21 protein-coding genes, 1 pseudogene and 2 riboswitches are annotated in these 26057 nt (G+C 70.8%); of the genes and pseudogenes, 7 read left to right on the top strand and 15 right to left on the bottom strand.

The annotated features are described in order from the left end of the window. Positions 1–167 precede the first annotated feature (167 nt). Together ACWGDB_RS23840 and ACWGDB_RS23835 are read right to left on the bottom strand one after the other, a co-directional pair. On the bottom strand, positions 168–440 hold the full coding sequence (locus ACWGDB_RS23840; RefSeq protein ID WP_453824249.1) for a DUF4190 domain-containing protein: 273 nt from the start codon (positions 438–440) through the stop codon (positions 168–170). Positions 441–537: 97 nt separating this feature from the next. Next, complete coding sequence (locus ACWGDB_RS23835; RefSeq protein WP_328879055.1) at positions 538–690, bottom strand: hypothetical protein; 153 nt, start codon at positions 688–690, stop codon at positions 538–540. A 148-nt stretch (positions 691–838) separates the two neighbouring features. Between ACWGDB_RS23835 and ACWGDB_RS23830 the strand changes: the two genes are divergently transcribed. Both ACWGDB_RS23830 and ACWGDB_RS23825 read left to right on the top strand, forming a co-directional pair. Continuing rightward, complete coding sequence (locus ACWGDB_RS23830) at positions 839–1465, top strand: TetR family transcriptional regulator (RefSeq protein ID WP_453824248.1); 627 nt, start codon at positions 839–841, stop codon at positions 1463–1465. A gap of 49 nt (positions 1466–1514) precedes the next feature. Then, positions 1515–1736: a hypothetical protein gene (locus ACWGDB_RS23825; RefSeq protein ID WP_453824247.1), complete on the top strand. Its 222-nt coding sequence runs from the start codon at positions 1515–1517 to the stop codon at positions 1734–1736. A gap of 528 nt (positions 1737–2264) precedes the next feature. On the opposite strand, the gene ACWGDB_RS23820 is transcribed toward ACWGDB_RS23825, so the two are convergent. Further along, the gene (locus ACWGDB_RS23820; protein WP_383607515.1) at positions 2265–3128 is read right to left on the bottom strand and encodes a thioesterase family protein; all 864 of its coding nucleotides are present in this window, start codon (positions 3126–3128) and stop codon (positions 2265–2267) included. A gap of 166 nt (positions 3129–3294) precedes the next feature. Here ACWGDB_RS23820 and ACWGDB_RS23815 point away from each other — a divergent pair. Then, a pseudogene (locus ACWGDB_RS23815) lies at positions 3295–4532 on the top strand (alpha/beta hydrolase). Here ACWGDB_RS23815 and ACWGDB_RS23810 read toward each other — a convergent pair. The 9 genes from ACWGDB_RS23810 to ACWGDB_RS23770 all read right to left on the bottom strand — a co-directional run bounded on the left by ACWGDB_RS23810 (position 4441) and on the right by ACWGDB_RS23770 (position 14247). Then, positions 4441–5097: a trimeric intracellular cation channel family protein gene (locus ACWGDB_RS23810; RefSeq protein ID WP_383607563.1), complete on the bottom strand. Its 657-nt coding sequence runs from the start codon at positions 5095–5097 to the stop codon at positions 4441–4443. The pseudogene ACWGDB_RS23815 and the gene ACWGDB_RS23810 sit on opposite strands and share 92 nt — an antisense overlap. Positions 5098–5160: 63 nt before the next feature. Then, complete coding sequence (locus tag ACWGDB_RS23805) at positions 5161–6414, bottom strand: ABC transporter ATP-binding protein (protein ID WP_453824246.1); 1254 nt, start codon at positions 6412–6414, stop codon at positions 5161–5163. Beyond that, complete coding sequence (locus ACWGDB_RS23800) at positions 6411–7508, bottom strand: ABC transporter ATP-binding protein (RefSeq protein ID WP_383607518.1); 1098 nt, start codon at positions 7506–7508, stop codon at positions 6411–6413. The genes ACWGDB_RS23805 and ACWGDB_RS23800 overlap by 4 nt, the downstream gene beginning before the upstream one ends. Then, positions 7505–8512 (bottom strand): ABC transporter permease, encoded by a 1008-nt coding sequence (locus ACWGDB_RS23795; protein ID WP_328879062.1) that lies wholly within the window; start codon positions 8510–8512, stop codon positions 7505–7507. The genes ACWGDB_RS23800 and ACWGDB_RS23795 overlap by 4 nt, the downstream gene beginning before the upstream one ends. Positions 8513–8581: 69 nt before the next feature. Continuing rightward, a complete protein-coding gene (locus ACWGDB_RS23790) occupies positions 8582–10333 on the bottom strand; it encodes an ABC transporter substrate-binding protein (RefSeq protein ID WP_453824245.1) in 1752 nt (583 codons plus the stop codon). Between the two features lie 56 nt (positions 10334–10389). Further along, a complete protein-coding gene (locus ACWGDB_RS23785) occupies positions 10390–11388 on the bottom strand; it encodes an ABC transporter permease (RefSeq protein WP_383607520.1) in 999 nt (332 codons plus the stop codon). Positions 11389–11750: 362 nt separating this feature from the next. Further along, positions 11751–12509 (bottom strand): enhanced serine sensitivity protein SseB C-terminal domain-containing protein, encoded by a 759-nt coding sequence (locus ACWGDB_RS23780; protein WP_383607564.1) that lies wholly within the window; start codon positions 12507–12509, stop codon positions 11751–11753. 189 nt (positions 12510–12698) lie between these two features. Beyond that, on the bottom strand, positions 12699–13490 hold the full coding sequence (locus ACWGDB_RS23775) for an enhanced serine sensitivity protein SseB (protein WP_453824244.1): 792 nt from the start codon (positions 13488–13490) through the stop codon (positions 12699–12701). 82 nt (positions 13491–13572) lie between these two features. Continuing rightward, a complete protein-coding gene (locus ACWGDB_RS23770) occupies positions 13573–14247 on the bottom strand; it encodes an AAA family ATPase (protein ID WP_453824243.1) in 675 nt (224 codons plus the stop codon). 168 nt (positions 14248–14415) lie between these two features. Further along, positions 14416–14514: riboswitch (glycine riboswitch) on the top strand. Further along, positions 14515–14642, top strand: a riboswitch (glycine riboswitch). Positions 14643–14680: 38 nt separating this feature from the next. Between ACWGDB_RS23770 and gcvT the strand changes: the two genes are divergently transcribed. The 4 genes from gcvT to ACWGDB_RS23750 all read left to right on the top strand — a co-directional run bounded on the left by gcvT (position 14681) and on the right by ACWGDB_RS23750 (position 19043). Continuing rightward, on the top strand, positions 14681–15802 hold the full coding sequence (gcvT, locus tag ACWGDB_RS23765; protein WP_453824242.1) for a glycine cleavage system aminomethyltransferase GcvT: 1122 nt from the start codon (positions 14681–14683) through the stop codon (positions 15800–15802). 120 nt (positions 15803–15922) lie between these two features. After that, positions 15923–16300 (top strand): glycine cleavage system protein GcvH, encoded by a 378-nt coding sequence (gcvH, locus tag ACWGDB_RS23760; RefSeq protein WP_453824241.1) that lies wholly within the window; start codon positions 15923–15925, stop codon positions 16298–16300. Positions 16301–16316: 16 nt separating this feature from the next. After that, complete coding sequence (gene glyA / locus ACWGDB_RS23755; RefSeq protein WP_453824240.1) at positions 16317–17591, top strand: serine hydroxymethyltransferase; 1275 nt, start codon at positions 16317–16319, stop codon at positions 17589–17591. Positions 17592–17675: 84 nt separating this feature from the next. Further along, positions 17676–19043 carry an L-serine ammonia-lyase gene (locus ACWGDB_RS23750; protein WP_453824239.1) on the top strand — a complete coding sequence of 456 codons (1368 nt, stop codon included), beginning with the start codon at positions 17676–17678 and terminating at the stop codon, positions 19041–19043. Positions 19044–19061: 18 nt separating this feature from the next. Here ACWGDB_RS23750 and ACWGDB_RS23745 read toward each other — a convergent pair whose 3' ends face one another. The 3 genes from ACWGDB_RS23745 to ACWGDB_RS23735 form a co-directional block, all read right to left on the bottom strand. Then, a complete protein-coding gene (locus ACWGDB_RS23745; RefSeq protein WP_453824238.1) occupies positions 19062–21095 on the bottom strand; it encodes a hypothetical protein in 2034 nt (677 codons plus the stop codon). After that, a complete protein-coding gene (locus tag ACWGDB_RS23740; RefSeq protein ID WP_453824237.1) occupies positions 21092–23242 on the bottom strand; it encodes a hypothetical protein in 2151 nt (716 codons plus the stop codon). Before ACWGDB_RS23740 ends, ACWGDB_RS23745 begins: the two co-directional genes overlap by 4 nt. 70 nt (positions 23243–23312) lie before the next feature. After that, positions 23313–26057 (bottom strand): hypothetical protein, encoded by a 2745-nt coding sequence (locus ACWGDB_RS23735; RefSeq protein WP_453824303.1) that lies wholly within the window; start codon positions 26055–26057, stop codon positions 23313–23315.

Below are 26057 nucleotides of genomic sequence, written 5' to 3'. Positions count from 1 at the left end.
ACGGCGGACAGCGCAGCTACCACTCCCGCAGCGGTCCGGCGGCTTGGCCAGCGGGCCTGGTCGGTCAGCCGACGGCAGTCAGTGGGCGGCGCCCGGCGTGCCCTCCGCGGCTGCGGCTCGTCCCAAGCCGCTTGCCGTCGGGATCGGGTGCCGACCGCCCGGAGCTGCTAGAAGCTCCAGGACAGCGTGTTGTCCGCCTGCACGAAGGCCAGCAGGACCAGCAGGTCGGCGACGCCGAGGCCCATGCCCAGGTAGGCGCGGCCCCTGCGCTGGGTGCCTCGCCACAGGGATGCCGCGGCCAGGACGATCGCGGTCGGGCCGAGGAAGAGGTTGAAGACGAGGAGGCCGAGGAGGCCGAGGATGAAGGACGCCACGGCCATGCCGTCGGCGTCGCGGGTGCGGGTGCCGGGGCGCGTGGTGGCCGGTGCGGTGAGATGCATGGGGTGTCAGCTCCCGAGAAGTCGGTTCGGATGACGAAGTCTGATCTGACGACAGAGCCGGATCGGACGACGGAGTCGATTCGGACGACGGAGTCGGTCAGTTGCGGCGGGCGTGACGCTCGCGGGCGGCGAAGATGCCCAGCCAGACGGCGATCACGGCGGCGGCCACAGCGGTGAAGGCGAGCGGTGCGTGGGCCACGGTGCCCAGCAGCACGCCCAGCAGCAGGAGCGCGGCGACGAGGAACAGCATGGGATGGAGCCCCCTTCGAGATCCCTCTCGCTGGAGATCTCTCTCGTTACGTTTGGGTGAACAGTTGTAGTAACAGTTGTTCACTGACTCCAAGTCTAGCGCGCCTCACGGCTTTTCAATTCCAGAGAACAGTTGTTAACTGCATGGTATGAGTCACACCTTCGGTATCCGGCAGGCCCAGAAGCAGAAGACCCGCCAGTCCCTCCTGGACGCGGCGCTCGGACTGCTGGAGGAGCAGAGCCTGAGCAGCCTGGGCCTGCGCGAGGTCACCCGTGCCGTCGGCGTCGCCCCCACCGCCTTCTACCGGCACTTCCGCTCCACCGCCGACCTCGGAGTCGCCCTCGTCGAGGAGGCGTTGGGCAGCCTGCACCCCATGATCCGTACGATCGTCAGCTCCGCCGGCGACAGCGACCAACGCATCGAACGCGCCGTCGACCTGATCGCCCGGCATGTCGAGACCCACCCTGCCCACGTCCGCTTCATCGCCCGGGAGCGACACGGCGGCGTGCAGTCGGTGCGGGAGGCGATCCAGGACCAACTGGCCCGTTTCGCCGAGGAGGTGAAGGTCGCGCTCACCAAGGACCCGGTCTCCGAGGGCTGGAACGACGACGACCTCCTCATGCTCGCCAACCTCTACGTGGACCAGATGCTGATGACGGCCTCACTGTTCCTGGACGCCCTGGAGGCGTCGGAGGAGGAGCGGCGGCGCGTCGCCCAGGTCGCGACCCGCCAGATGCGGTTGATCAGCATCGGCCGGGAGCACTGGCTGGACTGAGGACTGCGGACGGCACAACGCACAGGGGCGGCACCCCCGTTCACCGGGAGTGCCGCCCCTGTCGTACGGCTCGTACGGCTCGTACGGCTCGTACGGCTCGTACGGCTCGTACGGCTCGTACGGCTCGTACGGCTCGTACGGCTCGTACGGCTCGTACGGCTCGTACGGCGTCCTATGTCAGCTCTTGGTCGCCGTCGCCGCCGCGCTCGGCGCACCACTCGGCACCCCGCTGGGAGCCGCCCCGCCGCCCGGACCACCACAGCCACCCTGACCCCCGCCGGGGCCACCCTGCCCTCCACCGGGGCCGCCACTGGGCGCACCCGACGGCACCCCGCTCGGCACCCCGGAGGGCGCACCGGACGGCTGCGAGGTCGGCGCACCCGACGGCGCGCCGCTGGGTGCACCCGACGCAGCCCCACTCGGCTGCCGGCACGACGACTGCTGCTGCCCGGAGTTGCCGCTGTTCGACGTCGACGACGAAGAGTCGCCGGACCCGCAGGCCGCCAGGGCCAGGGGCGAGAGCGCCAGCAGGGCCACGGCGGGGAGGAGACGCGCACGCTTCATGAGAGACAGCTCCAAGGAAGATGAGGAAACTGAGGAAGTCCTGGGCGGGCACTCAACCAACGCCGCTTAGGCCTCCCTTGAGGCCTGGCTGTCGAGGGCCTGTGCGCCGGGCAAAGCGCACCTCAACACACGCCGCTGACCTGCAAATTTCCTTGGAGACTCAACCAACTCGCCGGTACAGGGCCGTGACACGGCGAAGCCGATCGCGACACGCCCCCGCACCACCAGGCCCGCTTCAGCCGAGCCGTACCCTCGCCAGTTGCCTCGACTGCGCCACCAACCGGTCCGCGCTGTCCCACACTTCCGCGTCCTCCTCGAGGAAGCCGCCGGCGAGGTTGCGGGTGGTGATGGACACGCGGAGGGGGCCCGGGGCCGGGCGGCACCGGATGTGGACGGTCAGTTCGACCGTCGGGACCCAGCCGGAGATGCCGATCTCGAAGGCCGTCGGGGGCAGCGCGTCGACGGCAAGGAGCAGGGACAGGGGGTCGGCGTCGCGGCCGTCCGCGAGGCCGAACCAAGCCCGCATCTCGCCCTTGCCCGAGGGCTGGCCGAGTGCCCAGCCGAGGGTGGACGGGTCGAGCTTGAGCATGAGGCGGTCGGCGATGGCCGAGCTGCCGTCGACGGGGGCGGGGCCGTCCTCGGGGCCGAAGCAGTGGTCCATCGGCGGGATCGCGGGCGGCTTGGCCGTCGTGCGGACGTCGTCGGGGAGGGCGCCGAGGTCGCCGTAGGAGGCCAGGACGCGGATGCGTTCCACCTCGCGGCCCTGCTCGTCGTACTGGAAGAGCGAGGCCTGGCCGGTCGACAGGGTCCGCCCGGTGCGTACCACGTCCGTGCGGACGACCGCCGGGCCCGGCTGGGACGCGGTGAGGTAGTGCGCGGAGATGGTGAACGGGTCGCCGTGCGGGAGCGCGTCCGCGAGGGCGCGGCCGAGGACGGCCAGCAGATAGCCGCCGTTGACGGCGCTGATGATCGTCCAGCCGGCGGACAGGTCGATGTCGTAGACGCCGGGCTCGCGCAGGGTCAGCGCGGTGTCGCGGTCGAACTCGCTGTCGCCGATCGTGGCCCGCGGGGCCGTCGGGGCAGAGGCTGCTTCTGGCATGGATGAACGGTACAACAGCTAACTACTAAGCGGTAGCTTTTCTCCCTGTGAGGGCTCACACCCGTTCCCGCAGGGCGCACCCCTGCCGGACGAGATGTGCGCAACTTTTCGGCAAGTGCCCCGGCTCGCCCGAAACCCGAAGCCCGCTCCGCCCCTCTATGAGGACATGAGTCTCACCGGGACCCCGTTCCTCTACACGCTGATCGCGCTGTGCGTCGTCGCCGTCGCGCTGCCGCTGGTCCTGTGGTCGCGAGTGCGCGGGCCCAAGGTCGTGCGGGGCGCCGCTCGGGTGCTGATGCTGCTGTTCGCCCAGGCCACTGCGGTCGCCCTGGTCTTCACCATGGTCAACAACTCCAATCAGCTGTACGACAATTGGGGCGATCTGCTCGGCACCAGCGACCATGTGCACGAGGCCGCCGACCTCGGGGCGAGCGGCACCGGCGGGATCGCGCTGGAGAAGCTGCCCAAGGTGCGGCAGACGTTCAAGCCGGCCAAGGGGCCGGGCATGCGCGCGGAGGGCGGCGTGCTCGTCACGCACCTCAAGGGCCGGGTCTCCGGAGTGCACGCCGAGGTCAACGTCTGGCTGCCGCCGCAGTACCACGAGCCCGCGTACCGCAATCACCGGTTCCCGGTCGTCGAGGTGCTGCCGGGCTTCCCGGGCTCGTCGAAGGCCTGGTACGGGACGATGGACGCGCCCCAGCAGCTGGCGCCGCTGATACGCAGCGGGCAGGTCGAGCCGTTCATCATCGTCTCGCCGCGCACCTCGCTGCTGCCCGGCGTGGACACCGGCTGCGCGAACATCGCGGGCAAGGTGAACGCCGACAGCTGGCTCAGCGTCGATGTGCCGAGGATGGTCATGGACAACTTCCGCACCCAGGCCGCGCCGGACGGCTGGGCCGTCGCCGGGTACTCGGCGGGCGGGCACTGCGCGACCAAGCTCGCCGTCGCCCACCCGGACCGCTATCGGGCCGCGGTCAGCCTGTCCGGCTACAACGACCCCGCCGCCGTACCCCAGTCGCTCGCCGCCAGGTCCCCGGCGCTGCGGGCCGCGAACAACCCGTACGCCCTGCTCAAGAAGTCCCGTGTCCCGCCGCGTGTGGCGCTCTACCTCTCCGGTCAGCCGAAGGACGGATACGAAGCGGCGATGGCCGTCGAGCGGGCCGCGAAGGCGCCGACGACCGTGGACGTGGTGTTCATCCCGAGCGGCGCGGGCGGTCACACCATGGCGCTGTGGAAACCGCAGGTGATCCCGGCGTTCCGCTGGCTGAGCGAGTGATGGGGCCCCGGCAGCAGACCGGTACGGCACCGGGGGCTACTCCTCTCGCACCGTCGACCGCCGGTTCCAGGCCCGCGGAGCTCGCCAGTGGAACCGCATCGCGAGCAGCCGCAGCACGAAGGCCGTGACGGCCGCGAGCGTGCTGGTGAACGAGTTCAGGGCGCCGTAGTGGATGCACAGGACGACCATCGTGGCGCCGACGATCGCCGGAACCGCGTACAGGTCGCGGTCCCAGCGCAGCAGTGACGGCACTTCGTTGGCGAGGACGTCACGCAGCACGCCGCCGCCCACGGCGGTCGCGAGGCCCAGTGCGGCCGAGGCGGTGAGGTTGAGGCCGTAGTCGTACGCCTTCGTCGTCCCGGCGACGCAGAACAGGCCGAGGCCCGCCGCGTCGAAGACGTTCACGCCGGTCTGGATCCGCTCCACGTGCGGGTGGAGAAAGATGACGAGCAGCGCGGCGAGCAGCGGGGTGAGGAAGTACCCCAGATCCGTGAAGGCGGCCGGGGGTACGGCGCCGATGACGACGTCCCGGAACAGCCCGCCGCCCAGGGCGGTGACCTCGGCGAGGACGGCGATACCGAAGACGTCGAAGTTCTTGCGGACCGCCAGCAGCGCGCCGGAGATGGCGAAGACGAAGATGCCGATCAGGTCGAGCGTGTGCTGGACGGACGGGCTGAACAGTTGCTGGAGCACCCGCACATTCTCGCTCAGCACAAGGCCCCCGCCTTGCAAAGGAAGGCGGGGGCCCGGGCTGGGTTACTTCTTTTCGTCCGGAGTTTCCGCAGAGGACTCCGCGGCAGCCTCGGGGGCCTCCTCGGACGCCTCGTCCGCCGGGGTCTCCTCGGAAGCCGCAGCCGCAGCCGGCGCCTCCTTGGAAACCGGGGTGTCGGCGGTCTGCTCCGTCGGCACCAGCTCCGCGGCCTCCTTGGCCACGGTCAGCAGCACCGTGTCCTGCGGCTGCTGGTCCTCGAAGTTCTCCGGGTGGTGGCAGGCCACCCGCTGGCCGGGCCTCAGCTCCAGCAGCGGCGGCTCCGTCGTCCGGCAGATCTCCGTCGCCTTCCAGCACCGCGTGTGGAAGCGGCAGCCGCTCGGCGGGGAGATCGGCGAGGGCACGTCGCCGCGCAGCAGGATGCGCTCGCTCTTGGCGCCCCGGCGCTTGGGGTCCGGCACCGGCACGGCCGACATCAGGGCCTTGGTGTACGGGTGCATCGGCGCCTCGTACAGCGAGGTGCGGTCGGCGAGCTCGACGATCTTGCCGAGGTACATCACCGCGATCCGGTCCGAGACGTGCCGGACGACGGACAGGTCGTGGGCGATGATCACGTACGTGAGGCCGAGCTCCTCCTGGAGGTCGTCCATCAGGTTCACGACCTGGGCCTGGATCGACACGTCCAGCGCGGACACCGGCTCGTCCGCCACGACCAGCTTCGGCTTCAGGGCGAGCGCCCGGGCGATGCCGATGCGCTGGCGCTGGCCGCCGGAGAACTCGTGCGGGTAGCGGTTGTAGTGCTCGGGGCTCAGGCCCACCAGCTCCAGCAGCCGCTGGACCTCCTTCTTCACCCCGCCCTCGGGCTCGACGCCCTGGAGGCGGAACGGCGCCGAGACGATACCGCCGATGGTGTGCCGCGGGTTCAGGGAGCCGTACGGGTCCTGGAAGATCATCTGGATGTCCCGCCGCAGCGGACGCATCCCGGCCGTGCTCAGCCGCGTGATGTCCTGGCCCTCGAAGTGGATCGAGCCGCCCGTCGGGTCCTGGAGCCGCGTGATGACCCGGCCCATGGTCGACTTGCCGCAGCCGGACTCGCCGACCACACCGAGGGTCTCGCCTTTGCGCACCTCGAAGTCGATGCCGTCGACCGCCTTGACCGCGCCGACCTGACGCTGGAGGACGCCCTTACGGATCGGGAAGTGCTTCTGCAGGCCCTCGACCTTGAGCAGCACCTCACGCTCCGCCAAAGGAGCCGACGCCTGCGCCGGGACGGCCGCGTCCGTTTTCTTCGTCTCACTCACAGCTTCGGCGCAATCTCTTCGGTCCAGATCCGCGTACGGTCCTCCGCCGAGAGGTGGCACGCGGAGAAGTGTCCACTGCCGACCGGCTGGAGATCCGGGCGCACGGTACGGGTGACATCGCCCTTGGGGATGTCCGCGTACGGGCAGCGGGGATGGAAGGCGCAGCCCGAGGGGACGTTGATGAGGCTCGGCGGCTGGCCCTTGACGGGGATGAGCCGTTCGGAGGTCTCGCGGTCGATGCGCGGCATCGAGCCGAGCAGGCCCCAGGTGTACGGGTGTTGCGGCCGCTCGAAGACGTCGTCGACGCTGCCGCGCTCCACACACCGGCCGCCGTACATCACGAGGACGTCGTCGGCGATCTCGGCGACCACGCCGAGGTCGTGGGTGATGAGGACGACCGCGGAGCCGAACTCCTTCTGCAGGTCCCGGATGAGGTCGAGGATCTGCGCCTGGACGGTGACGTCGAGGGCGGTCGTCGGCTCGTCCGCGATGAGCAGTTCGGGGTTGTTGACCAGCGCCATGGCGATCATCGCGCGCTGGCGCATACCTCCGGAGAACTCGTGCGGGTAGCTGTCGACGCGCTTGCCGGGCTCGGGGATGCCGACCCGGTCGAGCATCTCGACGGCCCGCTTGCGCGCGGTCTTCTTGTTGACGTCGTGGTGGACCCGGTACGCCTCCACGATCTGGTTGCCGATCGTGTAGTACGGGTGCATCGCGGACAGCGGGTCCTGGAAGATCATCGCCATCTCGCGGCCGCGCAGCCGGCGCACCTCGTCCGGGTCGGCGGAGATGAGCTCCTTGCCGCCGAGCCAGATCTCGCCGGACATCCGGACGTTCTTGCCGCGTGCCCCGAGCCGGTGCAGGCCCATGATCGCCAGCGAGGTGACGGACTTGCCGGAGCCCGACTCGCCCACGATGCAGAGGGTCTTGCCCTTCTCCACCTGGAAGTTGAGCCCGTCGACGGACTTGACCAGACCGTCGTCGGTGGGGAAGTGCACCTTGAGGTCTCGGACCGAGAGGAAGGCGTCGGAACCGTTCGAGGGTGAGCTCGTCGGCTCGCCCACGGCGGCACCGGTCTTGGAGAGTTCGGTCACGAGAGCCTCACGCGCGGGTCGGCGGCGGCGTAGAGCAGGTCCACCAGGAGATTTGCGATCACGACGAAGAAGGCGGCCAGCAGGGTGACGCCGAGGATCGGGGGCAGGTCGTTGTCGGTGATGCCCTGAACCGCGTACTGGCCGATGCCGGGCAGCGAGAACACGGTCTCGGTGATCACGGCGCCGCCGAGCAGCAGGCCCAGGTCCATACCGAAAACGGTGATGATCGGGGTCAGCGCGGCCCGCAGCCCGTGCCGGGCCACGACCTTGCGCTCACGCAGGCCCTTGGCGCGGGCCGTGCGGATGAAGTCCTCGTTCATCGTCTCCAGCATCCCCGAGCGGGTGAGCCGCGCGTAGATGGCGGAGTACAGCAGGGCGAGCGAGCACCAGGCGGGGAAGAGCGTGTTGGCCCATTGCGCCGGGTTCTCGGTGAACGGTACGTAGGTGCGGCCGAAGATCGGCCACTGGAAGGTGAAGAGCAGCAGCGCCAGGTTGCCCGTGAAGAACATGGGCAGCGAGACACCGGCGAGCGCGACGCCCATGAACGTGCGGTCGAAGAAGCTGCGGGGCTTGAGTGCGGAGATCACGCCGATCAGCACACCGGACACCAGCCACAGCACGGCGGCGCCGCCGGCCAGCGAGATGGTCACCGGAAGGCGCGAGGTGAGCTGTGGCCACACCTCGACGTGGTTCTTGAAGGAGTAGCCGAAGCACGGCGCGTTGCACTGCGTCGTGGTGGGGCCCAGGTCATAGGTGGCGCCGGCCACGATCCCCTTGATGAAGTGCCAGTACTGGACGTACAGGGGCTGGTCCAGACCGAGGTTCTGCTTGACCGCGGCGATGTCGGCCTTCGTCGGGCTCTTTCCGATGTACTGCTGCGCGAGCTGGTCGGCGGTCTGGCCGGCCATCCGTGGCAGCAGGAAGAAGATCGCGAAGGTGACCGCGGTGACGACCAGCAGCAGGATCACTGCCGCGAGCGTCCGACGGAGGATGTACGAGATCACGGGGACCGGCGCTGGTGCCCGCGGGCTGCTGAGCCCGCGGGCACCAAAGCCTTCACCTGCCTTCCGGGGCTACTTCTTGGTCGTGCCGATGTTGAGGTAGTCGTACTGGCCGCTGAAGGCCGCCGTGGACACCAGGTTGGTGAAGTTGGCGGGGCGGTACAGCAGGACCTTGAAGTAGGTCAGCGGGACGAGGACAGCCTGGTCCATTGCACGCTTGTCGATCTCGGCGTACATGCTGTTGCGCTGGGCCTCGTCCTCGGTGGCGATGGCCTTCTCCAGCATCTCGTTGATCTGCTTGTCATCGATGTACGAGAGGTTGGTGTTGCCCGAGGCGCCGATCGCGTCACCGTGCAGGATCTGCTGCAGGAAGCCGTAGCCGCCCGGCCAGTCGGCACCCCACTGCATCATGTGCAGACCGATGTTCTGCTTCTTGTCGAACGCCGGGACACCCGCGTAGTCGGTGAAGTACTTGCCCGACGGGTACTGCTTCAGGCTGGCGTTGATGCCGACCTTCTTCAGCGAGGCGATGATCGCGGTGGCCGCGTCGATCTCCTGCGGGCGGTCGCTGCGCGCCGAGATGTTGGTGGTGATGGTCGACTTGCCGCAGGCCTTCAGCTGGTCCTTGGCCTTGGCCGCGTCGCCCTTGTTGCCGTCGGTCGCGTAGACGTCCGCCTTCTTGTAACCCGGGATGTCCGGCGGCAGGACGGTGGTGGCGATGTCACCGCGGATCGGGCCGCCCTCGGCGGTCTGCACGGAGACCTTGTCGATGGCGTACTGGACGGCCTTGCGGCACTCGACCTTGTCGAACGGCGCGACCTGGGTGTTGATCGCCATGTAGACCAGGCGGCCACCGTAGGTGTTGTCGGTGTTGGCCTTCAGGTCGGCGCTGTTGACGACCTTCGCCTGCGTCGCGGCCTGGACACCGGTACCGCCGAGGTCGATCGCGTCACCGGACTGGACGTCCTGGTCGATCGTCTCGGCGTTGACCTTGAGCTTGACGACGATCTTGTCCGGGTACTGCTTGCGCAGCGGGTCCGTCTTCGGGTCCCAGTTCTTGTTGCGGACGAGGACGGCCTGCTTGCCCTCCTCGTAGCTCTGGAACTGGTACGAGCCCGAGGACACGATGCTCTTGACGTAGTCGATGCCCTTGTCCTTGGCCTGGGGCACCGGTGCCGTCTGCGGCGTCGCCACCAGGTAGTCGAACTCCTGGAAGGCACGGTTGAGCTTGAAGACGACCGTGGTGTCGTCCGGCGTCTCGATGGACTTCAGGCCCTCGGCGCTCTTGTCCTTGTACGGACCCTTGTACTTGTCGCCGCCCTCGAGGAACTGCTGGAAGTAGTTCGGGCCGAGGGAGAGCACGTCACGCGCGAAGTTGGAGCGCGCGACGGCGTACTTGACGTCCTTCGAGGTGATCGGCGTGCCGTCCTGGTACTTCAGGCCCGAACGCAGCTTGTACGTCCACGTCTTGCCGCCGTCGCTCGGCACGCCCGCGCTCTCGGCGAGGTCCGGGACCAGCTTGTTGCCCTCCTCGCCCGGGCCGGGCGCGAAGGTCATCAGCGGGCGGGCGTACAGCCGGCTGAGGTTGTACATGTACGCGTAGTACGTGTTGCCGGGGTCGAAGGAGTCCGGGACGTCCGAGTACTCGTACGTGACCGTCCCACCCTTCTGGGTGGAGGCGTTGACGACACCCTTGGTCGCTGCGTTGGCCCCAGCCGACTTGTTTCCGTTGTTGTCCGAGTTGTCATCGGCCTTGCTGCAAGCCGAAAGCAGCAAGCTCGCACTGCCGATGGCCGCTACCGCGGCCAGCGCTGACCTTCGCATGATGGTCTGCTTCCCCTCCATTGTTGGAATTTTGGGACTCTCGCTGCGGCCGCAGATCAGCGGCTGCGCGGGTCGAGAGCGTCACGGAGACCGTCGCCCAGCAGGTTGAATGCCAGGACGGTCACGAAGATGGCGAGACCGGGCACGATCATGAACTGCGGGTCGACCTGGTAGTAGTCGACCGCCTGGTTGATCATGCCGCCCCACGAAGCCTGCGGGGGCTGGATGCCGACGCCGAGGAAGCTCAGGGACGCCTCGAAGAGGATGTTGGTCGGGATGAGCAGCGTCGAGTAGACGATGATCGGACCCACGAGGTTCGGCAGCAGCTCCCGGAAGAGGATGTACGGCCCCTTGGCCCCCATCCCCCGCGAGGCGTCGACGAACTCCCGCTCGCGCAGGGCCAGTGTCTGGCCCCGGACAATGCGGCCCAGATAGGGCCAGTTGAAGAAGCCGATGACGAAGATCAGCACACCGATGTGCAGCGGCAGGCCTTCCAGGCCGAAGGCACCGCCCTGCAGGGTTGCGGAGATGGCGATCGCGAACAGCAGGAGAGGGAACGCGAGGAAGGTGTCCATCAGCCGGCTGATGATCGTGTCGACGCGTCCGCCGTAGTAGCCGGCCACGACGCCGAGGACGGCGCCGATCGTGTTGGACAGGATCGTGGCGCCGAAGGCGACGACCAGCGAGACCCAGGAGCCCTCCAGGATGCGGGTGGCGATGTCCCGGCCGAACTTCGGCTCCACACCGAGCGGGTGCTCCCAGCTCATGCCCCCGAAGTCACCCTTGGGCAGCGACGTGTTGGGGTCGATCAGATCCTGGTTCAGCGCGTTGGGGTCCAGGCCGAACATCGCCTGGATGGGGCGGGAGAGGATCGCGAGCAGGATCAGCAGGATCACGATGACCCCGCCGGCCACAGCCACCTTGTCCTTCTTGAACCGGGACCAGGCGATCTGGCCGAGGGAACGCCCCTCGATCTGGCTCTTCTCGACGCCGGAGAGAACGGCCTCGGGCTGCGCTCCGGCCTCCGCTCCGGTTGTCTCGATCGGTGCGGTCACAGTGAGATTGACCCCTCTCGGCCGGCGGTTGCCGACCCCCCTGGCTGCCGCTGTAGCGGTTGCTTCCACTCGTACACAGGACCGACCGGCCCGTGTCTTGCCGGGAGTCTTCAATGCTTTGGCGATCTGTTGCCAGAGCTGGCGGGGAAAGGATGCGCAACCGTGATGCTGTCTGAGGGGTTCCGTTATCCGAACAGTGGGTATCGGCCGCCGGACGGGGGCCAGTTGGGGCGTAAGAGGGCGGACCGGGACCTTCCGATCGCATCTACGCGCGGAGATCGACCTGGGAAACCGCAGTCCAAGACCCTTTGCACCTACGACAGTCGGGTTGCCGACCGATCAGCAGGTTAGCCGATCAATGATCAGTAACGGCCCTGTGCCGGTGGGTAGCCGTAGCCGGCCGCCGGTGCCTGCGCAGGGGCGGCGACATGTGCCTCGCGGTCGTAGAAAGGGCGGGCGCTCGCTCTCATCCACATGGCGACCGGGTCGTCCTCGTCGGACATCGCCACGGTCGAGACCGGCAGCCCGTCCGGGACCGCGCCGATCGACTGCGACATCATCGAGCGCACCGAGTCGACCGCGGGCGGGCTGGTGTCGTACACGTCGAGCCCGATGGCGAGATACGGCGCACCGAGCGCCGGCTGCACCCAGGCGCGGCGCAGCGAGCGGACCGCCGGGGTGCGGTGGGCGTTCTGCGCGAGGAGGGCGTAGAACTGCGGGATCTCGATGCCGGGTTCCGACAGGCGCAGCGGGCCGGCGGGCTGGCGGTCCAGGCCGGTGGCGATGCGGCGCAGGTCGAGCCACGGGATGCCGACGCCGCCGCCGGGGGCGTGCGGGTTGAGCCAGAGGCCGTAGTGGTCCGGGTAGAGGGTGCGGGCCACGTCGACTCCGTCGACGACTTCGTAGCTGCGGTTCCAGCCGCTGGCGGACAGCTCCTGGGCGGAGGTGACGCACGGGGCGTAGCCGTAGCCCTCGACGTCCATGTTTCCGTACTGGGCGTCCGGGGAGCCGCCCTGGCCGTGCCACAGCAGCATCCAGACCTGGCCGGAGGACGGGGTCGCGAGCGCGCGCAGGAGGGCCTCGTAGGCGTCGTAGCGCCCGGGCGTCACCTGGCGCAGCATGTGCTCGACGCTGCCGCTGAGGCTCGCGCTCACCTGTAGTACCGCCCCTTCTAAGAGTTGCCCCGCATCGAGTGACAGCTTAGGCGCCCATTACCTCGGTCCTTGTTCTGCCTGCGTGAGTGCGGGTGCGTGGTGGCTGGTCGCGCAGTTCCCCGCGCCCCTTTCAGGGGCGCTGCGCCCTGGGAACGTTCAATGGCCCCGCTGGTAGAAGGGGCGCACCTGCCGGCGCATCCAGGCGATCACCGGGTCCTCGGCCACGTCCAGCAGGACCAGGTTGACCGGCCACGGGACCGGGGTGCGGCCGAGGGCCCGGGCCAGGGCGTCCATGGGGGCGGCGCGCAAGTCGCCCTCCCAGAGGGAGAGTTCCACACCGATGAACATCACCGGAGAGGCCGTCTCGATCGACGCGAGGCAGCGGCGGGCCGTCGTCACCACGCCGGTCTCGGCGAACTCGGCGGACGCAACCGCGAGGAAGTCGATCGGGTCGTCCTGCCAGTCGGGCTCGTAGAGCTTGACGCGGCCTCCGGACGTGAGGCCGTCCAGCGGTGTGCGGCCCACGCGGCACAGCTCGGCCACCGCCGCCGGGGGCAGCGGGACGCCGACCACGCCGTCGGGATTGACGGCGATGCCCACCTGCGGCGGCAGACCGCGGGCGAACTCCACCGCAGGGGCGATGGTGAACGACATGTGGGAGCCGACCACCTGGCGGAACTGCTCCTCGGAGCTGAAGACCGGCACGTACGCCTGGCCCTCGATCTCCACCGTGGGCAGGTCCAGCGGACCGGTGTCCCGGCCGCCGCCGCCGGGCAGGGGCACCCAGACGAAGCTGCGGCCCAGCACCTCGATGATCCGGCCGCCGGCCGAGGGCAGGCCGAGGGAGGCCGAGAGCACCTCCTCCAGCTCGTTGCCTGGCCACCCGCCGTGGGAGTGGAGGTGTGCCCCTGCCGGGAAGTCCGCGGGGAGTTCCGCCGGGAAGTCCATCTGCTTCTCAACCGCCTGCTGTGAACCGCTGCTGTGGCTCAAAAGGCTAGCGGGTGGCCGTCCCGTACAGGCCCTCGGCCGGTCAGCCCGTGAACCCGATCCGGCGCAGTACGCCCGCCGCATCCCGGTCGATCAGCACCGCCGAGCCGCAGCCCGGCGGCAGGTGGCCCTTCTCCACGGAGCGCAGCAGGTGGGCCGCGGCCCTGCGGTGGCGCAGGAAGGCGTACCGCGAGACGCCCCGGCCGCGCTCGCGCTGGCCCTCCAGGGCCGTGTCCGGGTCGACGTCGAGCAGCAGCAGGTGCAGGGTGCCGCCGCGGCGGCGGGCCTCGCGGGCCAGCCAGCCGCGCACCCAGGCCTGCGTACCGCAGTCGTGGACGACGACGCCCTCGCCGGAGCGCACGGCGCGGCGCAGGCCGGCGTAGTGCGCGAGGCGGACCAGGGGGCGGTAGAAGGCGTAGGGCAGGAAGCCGGGCATGCGGGCGTCCCAGCGGTCCCGGGTGTCCTGGGAGTCGATGCGGGCGCCCTTCACCGTCCGCCGCATCAGCGTGGACTTGCCGCTGCCGGGCAGCCCCGTGATCACGACGAGGTCCTCGGGGGCGAAGAGCAGTGCGTGCGGGCTGTGGCCGGAGCGCTCGCGGAGGTCACGGACCACCGGTGCGACGCGCGTGCCCGGGGCCTCGACGGCCGGGGCCGCAGGCTGCTTGGGCAGCGCGACGCCCGACGTCGTGGCGTACGCAGTGGTGCGCTTCACCGTCATCGTCCTCCTCCGGTTCAGGATTCCCCATCCCCACTGAGCGTAAAGAGAAGGTAATGGATGATCTCCCGCATTTTCGTTCACTTACTGCCACAACCCCGTTACAGACGTGGCCTGCCGAAGACGGGCCGGGCGTGCAATGATGTCCGCGCCAACTGCATACCGGCCGTTCGAATCCGCGCGGGAGAGTTCCCAGCAGTTCATCGCTGGGGCGCCGAAGGAGCAAGTCCCTCCCTTGAATCTCTCAGGCCCCGTTACCGCGCGGGCGAGGCACATCTGAAAAGCGAGTCCCCCTCTTCGCCGAGAAGAGGCGTGGGCTCCACCCAAGGTGCAAGCCGTGACCTGGCCCTCAGCCGGTCATGGCGAACCTCTCAGGTTCCGATGACAGATGGGGAGGAACGACCTCGCCCGTCATGCCTTGGGAGAAGACCGTCCGATGAGCAGTACAGAAGAACTCCGTCACACCGCGCTCGATGCCCTGCATCGCTCGCTCGGTGCGACGATGACCGACTTCGCCGGCTGGGACATGCCCCTGCGCTACGGCTCCGAGCGCGACGAGCACAACGCCGTGCGCACCAAGGCCGGCCTCTTCGACCTCTCCCACATGGGCGAGATCACCGTCACCGGCCCCGCCGCGGCGGCCTTCCTGAACCACGCCCTGGTCGGCAACATCGCCTCCGTCGGTGTGGGCCGCGCCCGCTACACCATGATCTGCCGGGCCGACGGCGGCATCCTGGACGACCTGATCGTCTACCGGCTCGCCGAGACCGAGTACATGGTCGTCGCCAACGCCTCCAACGCCCAAGTCGTGCTGGACGCGCTGACCGAGCGGGTCGCCGGCTTCGACACCGAGGTCCGTGACGACCGGGACGCGTACGCCCTGCTCGCCGTGCAGGGTCCGGAGTCCTCCGGCATCCTCAAGTCGCTCACGGACGCCGACCTGGACGGCCTGAAGTACTACGCCGGTCTGCCCGGCACCGTCGCCGGCGTCCCCGCCCTCATCGCGCGCACCGGCTACACCGGCGAGGACGGCTTCGAGCTGTTCGTGAAGCCGGAGCACGCCGTCGAGGTGTGGCAGGCGCTGACCAAGGCGGGCGAGGGCGTCGGCCTGATCCCGTGCGGTCTGTCCTGCCGGGACACGCTGCGGCTGGAGGCGGGCATGCCGCTGTACGGCCACGAGCTGTCGACCTCCCTCACGCCCTTCGACGCCGGGCTCGGCCGGGTGGTGAAGTTCGAGAAGGAGGGCGACTTCGTCGGGCGCGAGGCGCTCGCCGAGGCCGCCGACCGTGCCTCGCAGAACCCGCCGCGCGTCCTGGTCGGTCTGATCGCCGAGGGGCGTCGCGTCCCGCGCGCCGGGTACCCGGTCGTCGCCGGCGGCGAGGTGATCGGCGAGGTCACCTCCGGTGCGCCCTCCCCCACGCTGGGCAAGCCCATCGCGATGGCGTACGTCGACGCCGCGCACTCGGCGCCGGGCACGACCGGGGTCGGTGTGGACATCCGTGGCAGCCACGAGCCGTACGAGGTCGTGGCGCTGCCCTTCTACAAGCGGCAGAAGTAACTCCAGAAGTAGAGACTGGCAGCGGCCCTGCGTGAGCCTGCGCACATTTGTGCTGCTCACGCACGTTTCCAGCAGTCCCCCCTTCATCACCACTCCCGCGCGTACAGGAGAATCCAGGCCATGAGCAACCCCCAGCAGCTGCGCTACAGCAAGGAGCACGAGTGGCTGTCGACCGCCGAGGACGGCGTCTCGACGGTCGGCATCACCGAGTTCGCGGCCAACGCGCTCGGCGATGTCGTCTACGCCCAGCTCCCCGAGGTCGGCTCGACCGTGACCGCGGGTGACACCTGCGGCGAGCTGGAGTCGACCAAGTCCGTGTCGGACCTGTACTCCCCGGTCACCGGTGAGATCACCGAGATCAACGAGGACGTGGTGAACGACCCGGCGCTCGTGAACTCGGCCCCCTTCGAGGGCGGCTGGCTGTTCAAGGTACGCATCACGGAGGAGCCGGCCGACCTGCTCTCCGCCGACGAATACGTCACCCACACCGCCGGCTGAGGAGTTACACCCCCTTATGTCTGACAAGTCGCTTCTGAACACGCCCCTGCACGAGCTCGACCCGGCGATCGCCGCCGCGCTCGACGCCGAGCTGGAGCGCCAGCAGTCCACCCTGGAGATGATCGCCTCCGAGAACTTCGCGCCGGTCGCGGTCATGGAGGCGCAGGGCTCGGTCGCCACGAACAAGTACGCCGAGGGCTACCCCGGCCGCCGCTACTACGGCGGCTGCGAGCACGTCGACGTCGCCGAGCAGATCGCCATCGACCGGGTCAAGGAGCTGTTCGGCGCCGAGTACGCCAACGTGCAGCCCCACTCGGGCGCCTCCGCCAACCAGGCCGCCCTGTTCGCGCTGGCCCAGCCGGGTGACACCATCCTGGGCCTGGACCTGGCCCACGGCGGCCACCTCACGCACGGGATGCGGCTGAACTTCTCGGGCAAGCAGTTCAAGGTGGTCCCGTACCACGTGGACACCGAGACCGGCCTGGTCGACATGGCCGAGGTCGAGCGGCTCGCCAAGGAGCACCGCCCGAAGGTGATCATCGCCGGCTGGTCGGCGTACCCGCGGAAGCTGGACTTCGCCGAGTTCCGCAGGATCGCCGACGAGGTCGAGGCGTACCTGTGGGTCGACATGGCGCACTTCGCCGGTCTGGTCGCGGCGGGCCTGCACCCGAACCCGGTCGAGCACGCGGACGTGGTCACCTCCACGACGCACAAGACGCTGGGCGGCCCGCGCGGCGGCATCATCCTGGCGAAGAAGGACTTCGCGAAGAAGCTGAACTCGTCCGTCTTCCCGGGCTTCCAGGGCGGTCCCCTGGAGCACGTGATCGCGGCCAAGGCGGTCTCGTTCAAGGTCGCCGCGAGTGAGGACTTCAAGGAGCGCCAGCGCCGTACGGTCGAGGGTGCGCGGATCCTCGCCGACCGTCTGACCGCCGCCGACGCCCGCGAGGCCGGTGTGAACGTGCTGTCCGGCGGCACCGACGTGCACCTGATCCTGGTGGATCTGCGCGAGTCGGAGCTGGACGGCCAGCAGGCCGAGGACCGCCTCCACGAGGTCGGCATCACGGTCAACCGCAACGCCGTCCCGAACGACCCGCGGCCGCCGATGGTGACCTCGGGTCTGCGGATCGGTACGCCGGCGCTGGCGACCCGCGGTTTCACGGCCGAGGACTTCGCCGAGGTCGCGGACGTGATCGCCGCGGCGCTGAAGCCGTCCTACGACGCGGACGCGCTGAAGGCCCGGGTCAGGACGCTCGCGGACAAGCACCCGCTGTACCCCGGTCTCAACAAGTAGTTCCTTTTTGTGGGGTGTCCCGCACACTCGTAGGTGAGCGGGACACCCCACGCCCCTGTTCCACCCCGTATTGAGGAGTCCCCCGTGGCCATCTCGGTCTTCGACCTGTTCTCGATCGGCATCGGCCCGTCCAGCTCCCACACGGTCGGCCCGATGCGCGCGGCACGCATGTTCGCCCGCCGTCTGCGCAACGAGGGGCTGGTGGACTCCGTCGCGTCCCTGCGGTGCGAGCTGTACGGCTCCCTGGGCGCGACCGGCCACGGACACGGCACCCCGAAGGCGGTGCTGCTCGGCCTGGAGGACGCCTCGCCGCGCACGGTGGACGTGGAGGGCGCCGACGAGCGGGTGGAGGCGATCAAGAGTGAGGGCCGGCTGCGGCTGCTCGGTGAGCGCGACATCCCGTTCTCCTTCGACAAGGACCTGGTCCTGCACCGCCGTAAGGCGCTGCCGTATCACGCGAACGGCATGACGCTGTGGGCGTACGACGCGTCCGGCGGGGAGCTGATCTCCAAGACGTACTACTCGGTGGGCGGCGGTTTCGTCGTCGACGAGGAGGCGGTCGGCGCGGACCGCATCAAGCTGGACGACACGGTCCTGAAGTACCCCTTCCGCACGGGCGACGAGCTGCTGCGCCTGACGCAGGAGACGGGTCTGTCGATCTCCGCGCTGATGCTGGAGAACGAGCGGGCCTGGCGCACGGAGGAGGAGATCCGCGCGGGCCTGCTGGAGATCTGGCAGGTGATGCGGGAGTGCGTCTCGCGGGGGATGTCGCGGGAGGGCATCCTGCCGGGCGGCCTGAAGGTGCGCCGCCGGGCCGCGAACACGGCCCGCAAGCTGCGCTCCGAGGGCGACCCGAAGGCGCTCGCCATGGAGTGGATCACGCTCTACGCGATGGCCGTGAACGAGGAGAACGCGGCGGGCGGCCGGGTCGTGACCGCCCCGACGAACGGCGCGGCCGGCATCATCCCGGCGGTCCTGCACTACTACATCAACTTCGTGCCCGGCGCGGACGAGGAAGGCGTGGTCCGCTTCCTGCTGGCCGCCGGCGCGATCGGCATGCTCTTCAAGGAGAACGCGTCCATCTCCGGCGCCGAGGTCGGCTGCCAGGGCGAGGTCGGCTCGGCCTGCTCGATGGCGGCGGGCGCGCTGGCGGAGGTGCTCGGCGGCTCCCCGGAGCAGGTCGAGAACGCCGCCGAGATCGGCATGGAGCACAACCTCGGCCTGACCTGCGACCCGGTCGGCGGCCTCGTCCAGATCCCGTGCATCGAGCGCAACGGCATGGCCGCCGTGAAGGCCGTCACGGCGGCGCGGATGGCCATGCGCGGCGACGGCTCGCACAAGGTGTCCCTGGACAAGGTCATCAAGACCATGAAGGACACGGGTGCCGACATGTCCGTGAAGTACAAGGAGACGGCCCGGGGCGGGCTGGCGGTCAACATCATCGAGTGCTGATCCCGCGCCGAGCGAGTGCTAGACGAAGAGCATCAGGGCGATCCCCAGTAGTACGGCGATCACGACGAGGCTGCTGCCGATGAAGCAGCCCGGGTTGTTCATCAGGTCGGAGATCCGGGCCGCGACGGTGAGCGGCGCCGGCGTGAAGGCGGACGGCTGCGCGGGTGCCGGGGGCGCCAGGGGTGCCAGGGGTGCCGTCGTGGGGCGGGGCAGGGCGGGTGCCGGTGGCGGCCCCTCGCTGCGGCTCATGGCGTCGCGCAGGAGCTGCCTCCACAGCACCGGCGGCAGGTCGGGGATCTTGCCGTTCGCCGGTTCGATGATGCTCTGCCGGAGCCAGTTGCCCGTGGTGGGGTGGGGGTCCCGGCTCATGCGGTACAGCAGTTCCTGCAGATCGCGCAGGTAGCGTTCGTCGCGGGCCAGCGGGGCGACGGCCCAGGTGAAGAGGTCGGCCGAGAGGTCGATCATGGCCTTCCTCGACGGGTGCTCCCCGTTCGCCGTCTGCGGGGTGAAGTACAGGTTCTTGCGCAGCACCTCGGCGCACAGCTCGTGTCGCACGTCCAGGTGCCGCACCTCGGCACGGTCCGGCCTGCCCAGCTCGTTCAGCAGCAGTTCCACCGAGTCCCGCGGCAGCTCGCCCGAACGCAGCTCGCCCAGGAGCACCTCGTCGGACCGCGTGCGCAGGTCCGCCATCAGGATGCTGCGCCGGCTCCCGTCCCCGCGCCGGTAGTCGCGCAGGTCCCGGCGCAGGGCGGGGGGCGCTGACGGTGGAGGCGGCGCGAGGGCCGCGCTCGCATACGGTTTTCCGTACGGCTCCTCAGGGGGCTCGGCGTACGGCTCCGGGCGTGGCTCGGCGTACGGCTCCGTGTAGGTCTCCGGGCGTGGCTCGGCGTACGGCTCCGTGTAGGTCTCCGGGCGGGGCTCGGCGTACGGCTCGGTGTACGTGTGCGGGCGAGGCTGCGCGTACGGCTCGGCGTAGGCCTCCGTGTAGGGCTCGGCGACAGGGTGCGCGTAAGGCGCCGTGCGCGGCTCCGGGACGACGGTGGCCCGGGCGGCGGCCGGTGTCGGGGGCCTCTCAGGGTCCGGATCCCGATCCCGCGCCCGCCCGGCTTCCCGATCCCGCTCCTGCTCCCGTTCCCGCTCCTCCCCCAGGATTCTCCAGAGCCGGTCACGACGACGCTCCCAGTCCAGGGCCGCGCCGTCGGGGAGTTCCTCGACGAGCTGCGGTACGCCGGGGGCCGCCTCCCGGTGCGCGAGGAGGTGGTCGACCAACCGGTGTGCCGCCTTGTGCTCGAAGCGTGGTTTGCCGTGCGGGCGGCCCATGACCCTGGCGAGCGGGCCGGAGCCGCCCGGGTCCGGCTCCCAGCGCGGAACGGCCATCAGCCGCAGGGCGTGGGTGTCGACGGAGTCGCAGGTGGCGAACGTCCACTCCTGCCCCAGCCAGCGCCCGAACAGCAGGAAGAGGCCGAGATACGCCAGCGGTACGGCGTCCCGGTCCGGCCAGTCGCGCGGGGTGTCCTCCTCCAGGAGCAGCGACACCCGCTGCGTGGGATCGCGCAGCAACTCCGCGGTGGTCAGGATCAGCGCGTGCGCGACCTTCGGCAGCCGCTCCAGCATCTCCGGCAGCCGCTTGTGCGCGAGGTCGTCGAGTCTCGCGGGGTCGATCTCGGGCAGCCGGCCCGACGCCTGCTCGGCCTTCTCCTGCTTGCGCCAGCCGCGGTACGCCAGCCCCAGGCACTCCCGGACGCCGAGGGTGCCGCGGTCGCCGATCAGGACATGGCTGACCGTGCTGGGCCGGCCGCCCCGGTCGGTGGTGGGCCAGCGCTGCACGAGCAGGACGTCACCGTCGCGGGACACGGTGCGCACGACGCTCGGCCGTGCCGCCGCCGCGCCGGACACCCACAGCAACGGGCCCAGTTCCCGGCCGAGTTCCTCGGCGCGCCCGGGCTCGCAGGAGTGCGCGACGGCGTTCATGCCGGTGCCCTGCCGGCCGTGGTTGCCGTCCCAGCGGAAGACGGCCTGGTGGACCGGGCCCCGGCCCTGGAAGTCGCTCACCGGTGTTCTCCTCCCTCGGATCCCTCGGGCTCCCCGGGCCCTTCAGACCTCTCGAATCCTGCGGACGTCGCCCCGTGTCCCCCGGCTTCGTCCCACGGCACCGCCTCCAGCGCGGGCGCCTCGCCCACGGCCAACGCCTCGGCACCGCCCGGCACCTGGATCAGCCCGTGCATCGCCAGCAGCGCGACGAGCGGCTCCAGCACCCGCCGGGGGCCCGCGCCCGCCGGATAGCGGCCCTGGTCCTCCTGGCCGCCGGTGGCGGACGCGATGTGCAGGGTGCAGCGGCGGAGCGCGTCGAAGGGACGCAGCCATGCCTGGCCGGCGTGCCGGCGCAGCAGCCCGTGGACGTCCCGGCTCTCCTCGCGCATCAGTGCGGGGTCGAGGGAGGCGGCCGGCGGGCGGGTCAGCCAACGGTCGACGGGCGGCTGGAACCTGAGGAGGTCGGCCTTGCCGAGCACCATCGCGGCCGGCACGTCCACGTACGGGCCGTTCTTGGGCAGCCGGTCCAGGACGGTGCCGAAGGCGAGGTCGCCGTCCCGGTTCACCTCGACTCCCCAGCGTTCCCTGGCGTGGTCCAGCTGCGGCAGCGGCAGGGCCAGCGCCGGGTCGACGACGAAGACCAGGGCGTCGACGCCCAGCAGGAACCGCAGCGCCGCGTCGGTGCGGACGAGGTCCTCGCCACCGAGGTCGAAGAACGCGACCGGGCGCACCTGCCCGCGGGCGTCGGTGATCAGCAGGGACTCCACGAAGCGGGCGAAGTCGTCCAGGCCGAGCGCGGCCGTGTGGTCGAGGACCTTGCCGTTGCGCAGCGGCTGCACCCGTTCCCGTACGAACCGGGCGTGCTGCTCCGGGTTGACGGACTGCCACTTCAGGCCGTACGGCTCCAGCCCGCCGTCGGTGATGGCCGCGATCATCTGGGTCAGCAGATGACTCTTGCCGGTGGAGGACTGGCCGACCATCGCGACGGTCAGGGGGCGGCCGTACGTCAGATAGGGCACCGGGATGAAGTGCTCGGGGAAGTCCGGGTCGGCCGTGCACTTCTGGACGGCGCCGCGCATGATGTCGGTCCGCCGCACGGGGTTGGTGATGCCCGCGAGGTCCAGCGGCTGGTACTGCATGCGGCTGTCGGTGACGAACAGTTCGGTGAGGTCGAGCTGGATGGTCTCCAGGCAGTACGGGCACAGCACTTCGCCGTCGCCGGGCACCGCGCCGTCAGTGCGCCCGGCCGGTGCCTCGCGCTTGAGGCGCAGCGCCTCCTCGAAGGCCTCGTGGTGCGGGCGCGTGTCGTCGGGCGGCACCGCGAGCCGGACGCGGCGGGCGGCGCCCGGCTTCACCAGGTCGAGCACCTGGGCGGGCGTCGGCCGGTCGGCCGCCCGCGGCGCGAAGGCGTCCCGCAACGTCCGGTCGAGCCTGCGGTGTTCGGCGAGGTCGGGAGGTGTCCGGTCGGCCGGCCCGGGCCGTCCCGTCACCAGCTGGTAGAGCACCTGGGCCGCGCTCCACACCGCGTCCCGCGAGTCGGCGAGTCCCTCGCCCCGTCGCTGTTCCGGCGGGCAGAACGGTGTCCGGCCCCACGGGCGCCTGGGCCGGCCGGTCCGGGTCACCGACTCCAGCCCCCACAGCTGCACCTTGGCGCCGTCCCAGCGCACGGAATTGGGTGAGATGTCGCGCGGTACCAGCCCCTGGCCCTCCAGCAGGCACAGGGCCAGCATCAGATCCCTGGTGAAGACGTCCTGGTCGGTCGCGGACATCACGTGGATCCGTGCCACCGGGGTGCCGCGCGGCGGGTCGTACAGCAGGAACGGCTCGGCCGTGTCCAGCTCGTAGCCGACGATCCTCGGGAACAGCGCCGCGAACTCCGTGTCGCCGAGCAGTTGTTGCAGGAGCAGGGCGGTGCCCGCCTCCGTGTCCAGCAGGGCGCGCGCCGCCGGGTTCGCCGCGTCCTTGGCGCTCAGTCGCACCTGCACGCACTGCTGTCCCTCGTCGTCGAGCCTCGCCTTGCGGATCAGCTGGGGCAGCGGCCGGTCGCGGCGGACCTCCCGGCCCACGCGGACGGGCGTGACCCGGCGCCGCCCCGAGGGCACGGTGAACGCGAGCTTGTCCGGAGGCGGACCGCCCGGCCCCTGCGCGGGATACGGGATGCTGCTCACCGGCGGTCCTTTCGTTCGTACGTGAGCACCGGGGTGTGCCTGTGCACCCGGGCGGGGTGCGGGAGACGGGTCACCAGGGGTCGCCGTCCCCTCGGTCGCCGGCGTCCGGTCGGCCGTCCGTGTCGGGCCAGTCGTACGTCTCCGCCGCCAGGTCATGGGAGTTGGTGCGCTCGTGGCGGTTCACCGGCTCGGCCCGGTCGTACCCGTTCGTCGTGCCGTACGTCTCCAGCGCGTCATCCGTGTCCAGTACCGCGTCGCCGTCGGCGCCGTCGGGCTCGGCGCCGTGCCGGGGGCGGACGGTGTGCACCACGCCGATGCGCAGCGGGGTGAGCCGTACCAGGCCGGCGTAGCGTCCCGAGGACGTCCACAGGACCTCGTCCGGGTGGACCGAGCCGCTCGACCGCCAGGCCTTCTCGACCTCGTCGCGTACGGCCCTGGGGGCGAACCTGAGCCACACCGCGGCGGCCGGATCGCGGCTGAGCAGTGCGCCCTGTTCGGGCGAGGACAGCTGCACGACGGCCTGCCGGCCGGCCTCGGCGCCGACCAGGTCGGCCGGTCCGTGCGGGTCGGTGCCCAGGAGGTTGGCCGACGTGGCGCGGACGCGGCGGGGCGCGGCGAACGGGGGTGGCGCCAGCACGCCGTTGAGCTGCAGGTGATGACGGGCCGTCGACAGCAGCGCGCGGACCCGTTCCTCGGTGCGCCGGACGGCGAGGGTGCCGGCCTGGCCGCGTTCGACGGCGCCCCAGTAGGGCTTCATCGCCTCCAGGGCGGCGTCCGTCAGATCGGCCGACAGGGTGGCGACCAGGTCGGGCCCGCCCTCCCCGCTCTCCCGGTCCAGCCAGCGCGGAACGCCCTTGGAGCGGTCCCGCGACGGGGCGGCGTAACTCTGCTCTGGGCCCGTCTCGGGCCCTTTCTTCTGCGCGGGCTCCTCCCACGACGGAGCGTCGTCCCAGGCGTACACGCTCGCCCAGTCGCTCTCACCGTCGTCGGACCCGGCGCCGGCGTCGTCCGGCCCGAGGTCGAGGTCGTCGGCGAGCCAGTCGTCCTCCGCGGGTGTGCGGGCGCCGGGCGCGTCGAAGCCGCCGGGCACCCCGGCCGCCGCGAGCCGCGCCGGCTCGGGCACCGCCTCGGCCTCCGCCGCTGCGGCCGTCGCCCGCAGCATGCCGGCGACGGAACGGGCCGCGTCGGCGCAGTACAGGCGCTCCTCGACGGCCCAGTGCTCCCGGACCGCCTCGGCCAGCAGGGCGTCGAGCCCGTCAAGGGCCCGGCGCAGCACGGCGGTCGTGTGGCCCGGCGCCCAGTCGGCGGCCGCCGCCCGCCAGAGCCGGCGTACCGTCTCCAGCGCGACGCCGAGGCCGAGCAGCAGCCCGATCGTGCCGAGCCAGACCGGGGGTTCGGTCGCGTACGACACCCCGGCGCCGACCGCCGCGCCGCCGACCGCCGCGACCCTGGGGGCGACGGCCCAGCGGCCGGGCCGTCCCGCACCGCGCAGCCGGGCCGACCCGAGCATCGCCATGCCGACGAACAGCAGCGGCACGACGACCGCCAGGGCGAGCAACGGCCCCGCCCACAGCGCACCGAGCAGGCCCGCCCAGGCCGCCGCCAACGGCCCGGCCACCGGAAGGCCGGCCGCCGCGGCGTCCGTCGTCCCCGTCTGCCGGGCCACCGTCTCGGTGGAGTACGGGGCGAGTCTGGGCAGCAGCGCCGTACCCGGCAGTGGCTCGGCGCGCCCGGCCAGGCCGGTGAAGCGCTGCGCCACCGACCGCAGGGCGAGCCCCTGGCCGAGCAGTTTCTGGGCGAACTCCTTCAGTCCCTCGCCGATCCGCTCGCCCATGCCCTCGGCCGACGGCACCCGCAGTCCGAGGGCCGCGAGCCTGGTCGCCGACTCGGCGGCGGACGCTGCCGTGCCGCCGCCGCTGCGCAGGGCCGTGGCGACGAGATCCCGGTAATTGTCGAGCGCCTGGCGTGCCTGGTCGACGTCCGCCTCGAAGGCCTCCCGGCGCGAGGCGCGCAGCAGCCCGGGCAGGGTCCGCAGCCCGGCCAGGGCGTCCTCGGCGTGGTCGAGGGCGTCCGCGCAGGCGCGGTGGGCGTCGTCCGCGACTCCGCCGGGCTCCCGGTGTCCCAGGTCCTGGCCGCCCCGGCCCACCACCAGGCGGCGCAGCGGCTCCGGCAGATCGGCGCCGGAGGAGGCGGTCAGCAGGACGTCCGGGGCGAGTTCGGTGTCCTCGCCGGCGAACCGGGTGAGCGCGTCGCGCCAGGCCCGGTCGCGCACCTGGGGCGGCAGGTCCTGCTCCAGCAGCCGTACGCCGGGCGCGGCGACGGCGTCGGGCAGCGACTGGATGCCGTGCAGCACGCTGAGGTAGACGTCCGGGACCGACAGCACGTCGACCAGGACCGCCAGCGCGTCCGGGTCGTCGGCCGTGGGCTGCTCCAGCGCGGTGCGGGCGGAGCGCAGGTCGCCGGCCCACAGCAGCCCGCTGCCGGGCGCCCGCAGCACCGAGGGGCGCAGCAGCCGGCGGTCGGGCTGGAAGCCGCCTTCCTCGCCCGCGAACGAGCCCGGCGCGCTGCCGACCAGCAGCACCAGGAGCCTGACCTCGCCCACGGCCCGGTAGCCGGTGACGAGTTCGTACTGCGGCCGGTGATCGGTCAGCCCGGCCGGGGTGTCGACCACCAGGAACAGCGGATCGTCGGGTTCGGGCAGCCCGGCCCGGCCCAATTCCTGGGCGACCCTGGCCCGCAGCGCCGACGGGCTGTGCAGTGCGGCAGCCCCGGCCCGCAGGTCGAGATGGATGACGGCACCGAAGTCCTGCGGCAT

The sequence above is a fragment of the Streptomyces sp. NPDC055013 genome (genome assembly GCF_053608645.1).
The sequence above is the reverse complement of the archived record's forward strand: the minus strand, read 5'-3'. Positions and strand labels throughout refer to the sequence as shown.